The sequence below is a fragment of the Alteromonas sp. BL110 genome, assembly GCF_003443615.1.
In the GTDB taxonomy this organism is placed as follows: domain Bacteria; phylum Pseudomonadota; class Gammaproteobacteria; order Enterobacterales; family Alteromonadaceae; genus Alteromonas.
In genome coordinates, this window is record NZ_CP031967.1 from 3,819,275 (window position 1) to 3,830,902 (window position 11,628).

The 11,628-nt window shown below is 43.5% G+C and carries 13 protein-coding genes; 4 read left to right on the top strand and 9 right to left on the bottom strand.

The annotated features are described in order from the left end of the window. Positions 1-203: 203 nt before the first annotated feature. From D1814_RS16555 to purM, 3 genes are read right to left on the bottom strand one after another with little or no spacing between them, the layout of a single operon-like run. Positions 204-956 carry a DUF3108 domain-containing protein gene (locus D1814_RS16555; RefSeq protein WP_232368914.1) on the bottom strand — a complete coding sequence of 251 codons (753 nt, stop codon included), beginning with the start codon at positions 954-956 and terminating at the stop codon, positions 204-206. Then, complete coding sequence (gene purN, locus D1814_RS16560; protein ID WP_118494483.1) at positions 916-1,566, bottom strand: phosphoribosylglycinamide formyltransferase; 651 nt, start codon at positions 1,564-1,566, stop codon at positions 916-918. The genes D1814_RS16555 and purN overlap by 41 nt, the downstream gene beginning before the upstream one ends. Beyond that, on the bottom strand, positions 1,563-2,603 hold the full coding sequence (gene purM / locus D1814_RS16565; protein ID WP_118494485.1) for a phosphoribosylformylglycinamidine cyclo-ligase: 1,041 nt from the start codon (positions 2,601-2,603) through the stop codon (positions 1,563-1,565). Before purM ends, purN begins: the two co-directional genes overlap by 4 nt. Positions 2,604-2,906: 303 nt before the next feature. Here purM and D1814_RS16570 point away from each other — a divergent pair, with 303 nt between their 5' ends. Together D1814_RS16570 and hda are read left to right on the top strand one after the other, a co-directional pair. After that, positions 2,907-4,304 (top strand): DUF2066 domain-containing protein, encoded by a 1,398-nt coding sequence (locus D1814_RS16570; RefSeq protein WP_118495419.1) that lies wholly within the window; start codon positions 2,907-2,909, stop codon positions 4,302-4,304. 6 nt (positions 4,305-4,310) lie between these two features. Further along, positions 4,311-5,048 carry a DnaA regulatory inactivator Hda gene (gene hda / locus D1814_RS16575; RefSeq protein WP_118494487.1) on the top strand — a complete coding sequence of 246 codons (738 nt, stop codon included), beginning with the start codon at positions 4,311-4,313 and terminating at the stop codon, positions 5,046-5,048. Positions 5,049-5,274: 226 nt separating this feature from the next. On the opposite strand, the gene D1814_RS16580 is transcribed toward hda, so the two are convergent. The 3 genes from D1814_RS16580 to arsC all read right to left on the bottom strand — a co-directional run bounded on the left by D1814_RS16580 (position 5,275) and on the right by arsC (position 6,733). Further along, positions 5,275-5,697, bottom strand: a complete 423-nt coding sequence (locus tag D1814_RS16580) for a DUF2069 domain-containing protein (protein WP_118494490.1) — start codon at positions 5,695-5,697, stop codon at positions 5,275-5,277. 74 nt (positions 5,698-5,771) lie between these two features. Further along, on the bottom strand, positions 5,772-6,380 hold the full coding sequence (gene wrbA / locus D1814_RS16585) for an NAD(P)H:quinone oxidoreductase (protein ID WP_118494492.1): 609 nt from the start codon (positions 6,378-6,380) through the stop codon (positions 5,772-5,774). After that, positions 6,380-6,733: an arsenate reductase (glutaredoxin) gene (gene arsC, locus D1814_RS16590; RefSeq protein ID WP_118494494.1), complete on the bottom strand. Its 354-nt coding sequence runs from the start codon at positions 6,731-6,733 to the stop codon at positions 6,380-6,382. Before arsC ends, wrbA begins: the two co-directional genes overlap by 1 nt. Positions 6,734-6,950: 217 nt before the next feature. On the opposite strand from arsC, the gene D1814_RS16595 reads away from it, so the two are divergent. Next, entirely contained in the window at positions 6,951-7,466 is a 516-nt protein-coding gene (locus D1814_RS16595) for a TlpA family protein disulfide reductase (protein ID WP_118494496.1), read from the top strand. Positions 7,467-7,519: 53 nt separating this feature from the next. On the opposite strand, the gene D1814_RS16600 is transcribed toward D1814_RS16595, so the two are convergent. After that, the gene (locus D1814_RS16600) at positions 7,520-8,983 is read right to left on the bottom strand and encodes a M48 family metalloprotease (RefSeq protein WP_118494498.1); all 1,464 of its coding nucleotides are present in this window, start codon (positions 8,981-8,983) and stop codon (positions 7,520-7,522) included. A 388-nt stretch (positions 8,984-9,371) separates the two neighbouring features. Here D1814_RS16600 and D1814_RS16605 point away from each other — a divergent pair, with 388 nt between their 5' ends. Continuing rightward, positions 9,372-10,445 carry an AI-2E family transporter gene (locus D1814_RS16605; protein WP_118494500.1) on the top strand — a complete coding sequence of 358 codons (1,074 nt, stop codon included), beginning with the start codon at positions 9,372-9,374 and terminating at the stop codon, positions 10,443-10,445. Between the two features lie 67 nt (positions 10,446-10,512). Here D1814_RS16605 and bcp read toward each other — a convergent pair whose 3' ends face one another. Both bcp and D1814_RS16615 read right to left on the bottom strand, forming a co-directional pair. After that, on the bottom strand, positions 10,513-10,977 hold the full coding sequence (gene bcp, locus D1814_RS16610; RefSeq protein ID WP_118494502.1) for a thioredoxin-dependent thiol peroxidase: 465 nt from the start codon (positions 10,975-10,977) through the stop codon (positions 10,513-10,515). Continuing rightward, a complete protein-coding gene (locus D1814_RS16615) occupies positions 10,955-11,518 on the bottom strand; it encodes a glycine cleavage system protein R (RefSeq protein WP_118494504.1) in 564 nt (187 codons plus the stop codon). The genes bcp and D1814_RS16615 overlap by 23 nt, the downstream gene beginning before the upstream one ends. Positions 11,519-11,628 lie beyond the last annotated feature (110 nt).

Here is an 11,628-nt window from a genome sequence, read left to right on the forward strand (position 1 = left end):
AGTGGGCATCACTACTTATAAGTATAGTCGCTACTTATATTGGGCGATTGAAAATGTGAATTGCGACTGTTTTAAAGTGGGTAAGCAGCAGACGTGCAACATATGTTTGTTAATAAAAAAGCACGCCTAAATCTTATTTAAAGCGTGCTTTATTGCATGTTGAATAAGTTGTTACAAAACGAGCTGTATCGTTTTAGTACACTTCACAGTATTTCAAACGACTTGAGCTTGATATCACCTTGCTCATCACCGTCTTTAAACTGCTGAAGTCTAACCAGTGTATAGTTTAGCGATGGTGCGAACCAAGCAAAGGTTTCACGTTTCTTCGATTCCCTAATGAGCTTTACTTTAACTGCTTCAACTTTTCCAAACGGCAGCGACAATACTTCTTTATCTACTACCTGCACGCCATAGTGGCGTAGCTGCCCACGATAATTAACAAAGTTATAGTCTAGCGACTTTTTACCTGCGGCTAGCTGTTTGGCCAAATCTATCCGATAAATTTGATTATCAAATTCACCATTCCAGTCGAAGGTTTCGCCATTTTCGACTTCAATTTTACCTTGTCCTTGCTGACTGAATGTTACTTTAAGCTCTTTATCCGGCCCAGTTCCTGAGCGGTTATAGTAATACTCAGAGGGCACAACCGTATCTTCGTTTACCGTGAAGATAGAGTGCTCGCTGCGTTTGTCTGACAAGAAAAACTTCGAAACCTTGGATGTATAAATTAAGGAATATTGTTGGTTGCCTAAATTCGAAAGCTCAATATTCGCTTCGCCTACGTCGTCACCCCATTTGTAAGCGGTATAAGTAGCCTTATAAGGCTGAAGCGATAGTTCAGTTTCCTCGGCATGGGACATTGTTTGTGCGTTCCCTGAGATGGATACCGCTAACAGTGCACCAACAGCAAAAGGCTTAATCGCTTGCATAACCAGATTCTGGTAGTTCTTGCTCATCTAAAACTGCCTTATTGTTTTGCATCGATAATCGACCAGCACTAAACCATGATAGTACTAGCGGATAGATGCGGCGTTCTTGTTCCTGAACACGCTCAGCCAAGTCACTAGCTGTGTCTTCATCAAACACAGGCACACGACTTTGAATGATAACCGGGCCACCATCAAGTTCAGGTGTAACAAAGTGTACACTTACACCGTGCTCTTTATCTCCATTGTCAATGGCTCGCTGATGCGTATTCAAACCTTTGTACTTCGGCAACAAAGATGGGTGAATGTTCACTAATTTTCCAGCAAAGCTATCGACAAACTCTGGAGTTAAGATGCGCATAAAGCCAGCAAGTACAACACAGTCTGCGCCAAAAGCATCAATTTGTGCCTTGAGTGCTTCGTCATAAGACTCTCGAGTATCAAAACCAGTGTGATCAAGACACACGGCTTCGATACCTGCTTCTCTTGCGCGCTCAAGGCCATAAGCGTTAGGGCGGTTGCTAATTACGCCGCTGATTTTCGCGTTAAGACGGCCGCCTTTTATTTCATCAATAATGGCCTGCAAGTTACTGCCATTACCAGAAATAAGTACGCATATTTTGGTTACACTGCTACTCACGCGTTGATCTCTACTTGCTCTTCGCCGTCTTTTGCAGCGATGTCACCAATAACCCACGCATTTTCACCATGTTGCTTAAGGATGTTTAGGGCTGCATCGGTATCGCTTTCATCAACAACGATAACTAAGCCAACACCACAGTTGAAGGTGCGGTACATTTCATGGCGCGTTACGTTACCGTTTTCTTGTAGCCAAGAGAAGATAGCAGGCCATTCCCACGAACTTTCATCAATTACCACTTTCGCATCTTCAGGAAGTACGCGTGGGATGTTTTCCCAGAAGCCGCCGCCTGTTATGTGTGAAATTGCACTAACTTGAACCTCTTCAAGCAAAGCCAATACCGACTTAACGTAAATGCGAGTAGGCTCAAGTAACTGGTCAATGATTGGCTTACCGTTTAGGCTAGCATTTACATCAGCGCCGCTTACTTCGATGATTTTTCTTACTAAAGAATAACCGTTTGAGTGTGGGCCCGACGAACCTAAAGCAATGAGCTTTTGGCCTGGTTTAACCTTCGTGCCGTCAATAACGTTATCAGCCTCAACTACACCAACGCAGAAGCCTGCAATGTCGTAATCGCCATCGTGGTACATGCCGGGCATTTCAGCAGTTTCACCGCCAATAAGCGCACAACCCGCCTGTTCACACCCTGCACCAATACCGGTAACCACTGAAGCTGCAACGTCAACATCAAGCTTACCTGTAGCATAATAGTCTAGGAAAAATAGCGGTTCAGCACCTTGCACTATAAGGTCGTTAACACACATTGCCACAAGGTCAATGCCTACACCGTCATGACGATTCGCATCCATTGCCACTCTTAGTTTAGTACCTACACCGTCAGTACCTGATACAAGTAGCGGCTTTTTGTATTTGGTAGGTAGTTCGCAAAGTGCACCAAAACCACCCAAATTACCTTTTACTTCAGGTCTATGGGTTTTCTTGGTAACTGATTTGATGCGTTCAACAAGTTGATTGCCTGCATCGATATCTACGCCTGCATCTTTGTAACTTAAAGAGGTTTTATTTTCGCTCACGGTTGGGCCCTGAAACTAAGAGGTAGAAAACCGCGGATTCTACCAGCAAGTCGGCACAAGTCCAATTTGTGACGGCTATTTTATGCGCTTTTTGATCTTTTTTATTTTAAGGGTGAAATTAAACTGAATATAAAAGACAATAGAACGCTAGTTTTTGGTGAACATCTTGCTACATAAAATGTCTTGCTCTGATATTAAGAGTGAACAAAGTGAATGGTGGGCTGCTTTCAAGCGTTTTTTGAAATGTGTTTGGCTCATGGTTGGGTAGGTAAGGAATTGATTTTTAGAGAGTATGGAGTGTCAATGTTGACGGCAGTAATGCGTAACACCAATAAGGCAAATAAGCAGAGAGTAGGTTTAAAACGTATACTGAGTGCTTCTCTTGTTGCAATACTTAGCTACAGTGCAGTTACGCATGCCGCTCAGCGCGTAGTTGTTAATGAAGCGCAAGTCCAAGTTGAAGACCAAACACAGCGCACTCAGCAAACAGCACTCAAAAAAGCGCTAAAGCAAGTATTTATTAAAATGTCGGGCAGCACGAGTGTACTTGACAACGCCGGTGTCAGAGCAGCATTAACATCACCTCAATCGCTACTGCGCTCATATCGCTTTGCGTTTGATAAAAACAGAACCTACTACATCGCTGAATTCGACCAAGCAAAACTTAATGAGATTCTGCAGCGCGAATTGCTACCGCTTTGGGGCGACAGACGCCCCGAGACTATAGTGTGGCTGGCACAGGAAGATGAAAGCGCAACGCGTACCATCCTTGATGAGTCACTCGATACTGAGCTACAGCAAGCACTGAAACAGACTGCTAAAGAGCGTGGCGTGCCCCTCAGCCTGCCTCTAATGGACTTAACAGACAGCGTTAATATTTCTACTTACGATGTATGGGGACGATTTGTAGAGCCGCTTCGTAAAGCTTCAATGCGATATAGCGTGGATAACATTATCGGCGCCAGAGTGTATCGCAATGACCCAAATGCGATACCGGAATTACCCGAAAATATTGTGCCGTCAGGTACAGTGGAATCATTAGATAATGTGCTCGATGATGAAGCGCAGGCTAGACGCCAATATGATCAATCAACCGATTCAACTAACGCAGAAACGAATTCGTTGCTTGGTAGTGGTGAAGGCCCAATAAACGAGAACGATGCTGTTACTGGTCAGCCTAGCGGAAATGGTGAAAAACCATTGCCTGTAGAACAAATAGAAAATACAACAGTACCATTTACAATGAACGAATTTGCCAATTACGCTAAGCGAGCAGATGAAGGCGACTTTGCGCTGGATTGGGTTTTCATCGGCGGTGGTAAAGTAAGTTACGGTAGCATTTATGGTGATTCACCGGAAGCTTTGGGCAATCAACTGGTAGACGCGTATTCAAATTATCTATCATCGCTTTACGCCGTTGTGGGGATCGAGGAGTCTGAACGCGAGGTTATCAAAATCTCAATCGCTAACGTTGGTACCATTGCAAGCTATGCCAGTGCCACAGACTATTTAAACAGCTTAAGTGTAATCGAAAACGCAACCCTCGTAGAGCAATCAGGTACGGTGGCCACTTATTCGTTAACTTTAGTGGGTACGGTCGATGATTTACTTAACAGCGTTAAGTTAGAAAATAAACTACGTCCTGTAACCGACGCTTACGGGCAAACTGTTAACGGAAACAGTTTCTATTGGAGCAATTAAATTAGCATGCAGCTGCCTTTGCCCGTAACGCTACCTGTAGACGAAAATTTTGATAGTTTCGTTTCTACGGGTAACGAAGAAGTGGTTTCAGTGCTAGAGCAAATTTCAGAAGCGCTACCACTTTGGCGAGATACCTCAAAGTTGAGTGCTTTGGCTTCATTACAACTTCCACTGCTAACCTTATTAGGCAGCAGTGCAGTAGGCAAAAGTCACCTACTGTTTGCCACCTGCCATCAATTAGCAGGCAGAACAGTCAATCACCTGTACTTAAATCTTAATGACTACAAAGCGTGGTCGTTAGATATTTTCGAAGGGTTAGAAAACCTGTCGCTTATAGCATTAGACAACATACACGCTATAGCTGGTGATAAGCGCTGGGAAGAAGCGCTGTTTGATTTATTCAATCGTGTTATGGAAGCTAAACAAGCCATGGTAATTTGTACCAGCCATTTGGGTCCATCAAACCCGGCATTCGTGCTTCCTGACTTGCGTTCCCGCTTGGCGTGGGGTGTTATTTATCACGTTAATCAGCTTGATGATAGCGGTCGTGAAGAGGCGGTACGCCTGCGCGCTGAAGAGCGGGGCCTTAAGCTTTCAAACCAAGCACTGCAGTTTCTACTGCATCACAGCGAACGAGATCTAAAGAGCCTCATGTCTTTGCTTGCCCGCCTAGACACACGCTCACTCCAAGAACAAAAACGCCTATCGGTGGGCATGGTTAAGCGCGAGCTTAACCTAAATTAGCTAAAGCGCGAGCTTAACCTAGATTAGCTAAGCGGGAGCTTAACCTAGATTAGCTGAGCGGGAGCTTAACCTAGATTAGCTGAGCGGGAGCTTAAACTAGATTAGCTAAGCGGGAGCTTAACCTGAATTAGCTAAAGTGCAGATTTATGTCCACTACAAAAAGCCAGTTGCCAGATAGAGTCCAATACGGGTGAAAAGCTTAGAGAAACGCTGTATCACCCAACCGCTACTGTTGCCCTTGCTCAAAACGCGCTTTTTCTTCTTTCATTTCTTCTTTGAGCTTTTTAATGCCTAGCCCCAGTTCGCGACCACGTTTTCTCGCAAAGGCGCTGCATCCAACAAACATGCCGGTGCACAAAATAATTTCTACTACCGCATACCAGCGCTCAGCAGGCACAGCGTAGGCAACGGTACACCCGTGAATGAGGTAAAATAAGACTACAAAATTCGCCCAAGCGTGAGTGTATGGCTTGCCTTTTAATACGCCCCAATAGGGTAACAATAAGGGTAGAATATAAAATAGGGCAATAAAGACTGGGGAGTAAGTATGCTCTTTAGTAAATGTAAATTGCCAGAGCGTTATCCATATGATTAGCCCAGTATGACTGATAAGTGCTAGATAGCGAAAGAAACGCGTATCTGGTGCCATGTTTATTCTCCGAAGAAATCAGGTTTTAATTTTTATCTAAACGTTGTGGCGATACGCGTTTGTCGTATCGCAAATCAATCGTTATTCGCCAGTCTCTTTGCAAACGTCGCCAAACGCTTACCTTGAGCAAAGCACAGTGCTTTTTCATCCGCGCTTAGTTGCTCTGGTGCACTTAAACTGTGGTGCGCGACATGTGTTACACCATAAGGGCTACCGCCCATAGTTGTGTTGTGCAGTTCTGGTTCGCTGTATGGAAGACCGCAAATTACCATACCGTGATGAATAAGCGGTATCATCATAGACAACAGCGTGGACTCTTGGCCACCGTGCATGGTTGATGACGAAGTAAAAACGCAGGCCGGTTTATCAATCAGTGTACCCTTCAACCATTGGCTGCTTGTCGAGTCTAAAAAGTGTTTAACTGGCGCGGCCATGTTGCCAAAGCGAGTAGGGCTACCAAGAGCCAACGCGCTACATTGTTCAAGTTCCTGAAGTGTAACCTCGGGGACTACACTTGCAGCATCTTTTGACACATCTTCAGAGGTGCTACTCGATTCGTTAATACTTTTAACCGTGCGCACTATAACCGGCACATTTTGTGACGATATTCCCTGGGCGATAGCATCGGCTAAACGCTTGGTACTGCCATGTCGACTGTAATAAAGTACAAGAACGGGTTGCACTACAAAATATCCAATACCGATTCAGGCGGTCGACCGATACGTGCCTTCTCACCTTTAATAACAATAGGACGTTCTATTAGTTTCGGCGTCTGAGCCATGGCGTTGAAAAGTGCTTCATCAGATAATTCTTCGTCACCTAAATTAGCTTCTTTGTACTCTTTCTCTTTTGTACGCATCATATCCCTAACCGATTCAAGGTTAAGTTTTTTAAATATCGCTTTAAGCCCTTGTGCATCTAGGGGATGTTTTAAATATTCAACCACCACTGGCGCTTCACCTTTTTCTTCGAGTAGCGCAAGTGTTTGTCTGCTCTTAGAACAGCGTGGATTATGAATAATAGTAATGTCTGACATATAGGCCCCTTTTCAAAGTTTTTACTTTTGGCGCGAACTATTGCGTTTTTGCTTCTTAATATCAAGCAGTTTACGCCTAGTTGTTAATAAAGTGCGCAATATACCTCTGCATCGTGCTAAATCAGAAAGGAGCTTAACGAAGGGTGTTTCAAATTCTATTAGAGAAGGGGTGAAGAATCTGGCACTATGGCAAAAACAAATGTAATTAGAGGGTTGCATGTCGTTCTCACTTTTAAACAGCAATGTGGGCAAAACTAAACCGCTTCTTCTTATCATTCTTTTTACTATTGCTGCCTTAGCTGGGCTCTTTACCTATCAGAGTCTTCAGAATGATTTTGAAACCTTGGATGGGGAAAAATATAGTTGGAGTGGCCTTAAAGGACAATGGGTAATTGTGAACTACTTCGCGCCTTGGTGTGCCCCATGCCTTCGAGAAATGCCAGAACTGGCGTTGTTTCATCAATCCTTGCCAAATGATACCCAGCTGTTCGCAATTAATTACGACCCCAAAACAAAGGCTGAACTGACAGCCATGATAAAGAAGCACGACATTGCAGTGCCAGTTGTCATTAGTTCTTCTGATACTAAACTACCGATGGATAAGCCCCCATATTTACCGGCCACTTTTATTGTGGGCCCAAATGGGAATATAAAAGATACGATAATGGGGGAAGTGACAGCAGCGAAATTGCGCCAGCGCCTTAGTGAATTAAAAAGCGCTGAGCAAGATTGATTTAAGTTAAGTGAAAAAGGTAAGGGGCGACGGCAATTCTACTATATAGCCCACTAGAGCCGCTCTAAGCGCTCTTCCTGGTCGCGGAATTGCTTTATGCGAGCCCTAATTCGCTGCTTGGCAAGGTGGTTGTCACCTGCAAAATTGTATGCATATTGAAGTTCATCTACTGCGCGATTGTATGCACCATAAAGGGCATAGACTTCCGCTTTACTTTGATGCATTTGCGAAAACTGTTTGGACTTTTGATACGCTTCACTCATTAACTGGTGTGCGAGCTGGTAATCTTTCCTTACCAGTAGAAAATCTTTAAGTAACGAAATAGCGTCGTCGTACTTGTGTGCACTAATGTAGGCATTCGCCTGATTTAGCGCCAAAACCTGATTTCTCGGGTTATGCTGAACGTGAGGTGTTAGCATTTCTACCGCTTTTAAAGGTTGCCCTAAAGAGATGTAAATGTCAGTCATAGCATCGAGATAAAAAAGATTATCTTTATCGCCGGCAATAAGCTTATCCATTATTTTTTTGGCTTTATCAATTTGTTCGTTTCGCATGTAGGCGAGTGCCAAGCCGTAAAGCGATGCCTCTTTACTCCGCTGAACATCTTGGTCTACCGCGGCTTCAAAATATTCTATTGCGTAATCAGCTTTAAACGAATAGCGCGCTTTTATTCGCGCTTTTGCCAATTCAAACTGCTTATTTATAGGAAGGTAACGTCGAGGGTAATCTCCGGCGCGGTTCCTTGCGTCAGCAATACGAGTTTCGGTCAAAGGGTGAGTCAGAAGTCGTGCAGGCGGTCGGGAAACCATACGGTACTCTTCCGCCATTGTAGAAAAGAAAGAAGCAGCAGCGCTTGGATCAAAACCTGCTCTTGCCAGCATAGCAATACCAATTCGGTCTGCTTCTTGTTCATTTGTCCGTGTATAGTCAATTTGGAGCTGGGCCGATGCCGCGGAACCTGCCTGCATGGCCGCAATCCCGGCTTCAGGATTAGCCATTGCAATGAGTACACCACCAATAAGCGAAGCCAGAGCTAAAGGCGATGAGCGCCGCTGCGCCTGCATACGTCGCGCTATGTGACGCTGGGTAACGTGAGATATTTCGTGAGCAAGTACTGAAGCCAATTCGCTTTCGTTTTTAGCCCTGCGCATTAACCCTGTATGTACTCCGATATGACCACCGAAAAACGCAAACGCGTTTATGGCGTCATTGTTAACCCAGAAAAACTCAAAGGGGAACTTTGCGTTGTCGGCATGGACAACTAAGCGGTTGCCAATATCTTGCAAATATTCATCCAATACGGGGTCTGAGATAACCGGGCTTTGCCCGCGCATTTGGCGCATTACGGCATCGCCTACAATCATTTCCTTATCAAGTGATATAGCATCGGAGGCAACCACACCTATTTCGGGGAGCGCATTCTTATTATTGTAATTGGCATCTTGTGCAACAGCCGTTAGGCTCGATGTGAGCACGAAGGAAAGGGCAACTAAAGATGCTGAAAAATATTTTCTCATGAACCTACAATTATTGTACATGTTTAATACTGCATAACGCTTAGAGCACTAAGTAGCTAAACAGTTTCAAATTTTATTATTTTCTTAAACTCACTTTTCAAGTAAATGAGATTACAAATACATTGTTGTCTAAAAAATACATGCCAAATGAAAACTCGACCGAACTTTAACATTTGACTAGGCTTGCCACTTGCTCCGCTTATATTACGACAAGTTAACCTAGTTTATTTAACAACTGTCTATAATGATACTCTACACACTAATAGTAATACTGTAAAAACATCATACCAGTTTGATTTTGAAAGATTCTTAACTACTACTTATTGCTAATTGCTAGTGCTATAAACTATGATGCACGTCCTATTCTTAGTTATTTCTAGGCGTTTCTATGATTAGCGTTTTTGGTCGATGGTACCGACGCAAATTTTCCGATCCTGATGCGGCAATGCTGCTCATTTTGATTCTTTTAACCACAACAGTATTGTTGTTGTGGGGCGGGCTAATTATGCCTGTGCTTGTCGCTGCGGTTATAGCTTATCTGCTTGATTGGCCGGTAAGTCGTTTAGTACATGTTGGGGTCAGTCGCACTTTGGCATGCGGTGTGGTTATGCTCGGCTTTATCACTATCACGATTTTAACCTTGATTGGATTGGTTCCAATTATCTCCAAACAGAGCGTGAACCTGATTCAAGAAACGCCATTAATTTGGCAAAAGGCCCAAGAGTGGATCTTAACGTTACCTGATAAATACCCAGATTACGTACAGGTGTATCAAATCCATCAGATGATGGAGGGGTTAAATGAAAAGCTAGTAGAGGTAGGAGAAACCCTTATTTCCGCTTCGTTCAGCAATATTGCTAATTTAGCCGCACTGCTAGTATATATGGTGCTAGTGCCCTTAATGGTATTTTTCATGTTGAAAGACAAGCTTTTCTTTCTAGACAGTATTTCTCGGTTATTGCCAAAAGAACGCCGCTTAATTACACAGGTGGGTCATGAAATGAACTCTCAAATTGCTAATTATATTCGCGGCAAAGTGATTGAGATTATTATCGTTGGCGTAGTGAGCTGTGTGACTTTTGTTCTTATGGACTTGCGTTACGCCATTTTGCTTGGAGTTTTAGTCGGCTTTTCTGTACTTATCCCGTATATCGGTGCTGCCGTGGTCACAATACCCGTTGCCGTTGTTGCAATGTTTCAGTGGGGGATATCACCAGAGTTTTGGTATCTAATGATTGCTTACGGCATTATTCAGGCGTTAGATGGTAATTTACTGGTTCCGCTATTATTCTCTGAAGCGGTTAGTCTTCACCCGCTTTACATTATTGTTGCTGTTTTAGTCTTTGGTGGCCTCTGGGGCTTTTGGGGTGTGTTTTTCGCGATCCCGCTTGCAACGCTTGTGAAAGCCGTCGTTACGGCATGGTCAAGCAATCCTGTTGCAATTCCCGAAGAGGCAAAGTAGTCATTGTTACGCATAAAAAAGCCCCGACAACACAGCGCTACCGGGGCTTTTTTGTTAGCACTAAAATCTAGCTGTTCAGGTAATCAAGAACGACGGTGTGGTGTTCTTTTGTTTTGAATTTATTGAAAACATGCTCAATTACACCGTTCTCGTCTATCAGAAAAGTTTGGCGATGAATGCCATCATATTCTTTACCCATAAACTTTTTAGGTCCCCACACACCAAATGCATCGGCAACAGCGTGGTCTTCATCAGAAAGCAGAGTAAAATTAAGGTTTTCTTTTTCAATAAACTTAGGCAGGCGTTTAACGGCATCTGGGCTTACACCTAACACAACCACGTTTTTTGCAGTCAGTTCATCATTAACATCGCGTAAACCCTGTGCTTGAGTTGTACAGCCTGGCGTCATTGCCTTAGGGTAAAAATACACGAGTACTTTTTTACCCGCGTAATCTGTCAAAGATACGGTTTCGTCATTTTGGTTCTGCAATGAGAATTGTGGAGCTTTATCACCAGCTTGTAACGTTTTCATTGGGATCCTTTTTATGTTTGTCTACTACTTTGCCTGTCACGTTTAACGATTCGAACAGGGACATTAGATCAGATTCTAAAACATCGATATTTTCATCTGAGGTAAGCGAAACAATAAATTTGCATCGCATGTTGTCTTTACCAGTGGCTTTGTCTTTGTATGTACGTTGTCTAAACGCACTAATCATGGCGTCTCGCTCTGCGAAAAAACCGGTAACGGCTTTAATTAGACCCGTTTCGTCTTGACCACTAAATTCAACATTAAAGAGGTGCGCGAGATTTTGCTTTTCATGGTGACTTGTTCGCTTCATCATTGACAGCAAATCAAGGCGCTGAAACAACGCAGGCAGTATACACTCTGCTTTGGTAATGGCAGTTTGCGTTCCCTCAATGATCATAGTCAACGAAAACTCTTTGCCATAAATAGCTTGTCTGCTATCTAGAATATTGCACTGAGCTTCTGATACCGTAGTTGCAATTTCGCTTAGGATGCCAGTGTTGTCTGTACCTAAAATGGTAACGATAAGTTGTTGTTTCGACATCTTCTTCACTTCAATGTTAATAATGACGCGATGTTAGCACAGAGTTTTTTTAGAAGTCAGCGCCTTTTTCTTGCGTTTGAATAAGATATTGTCAAATTCTTGTCATTTTA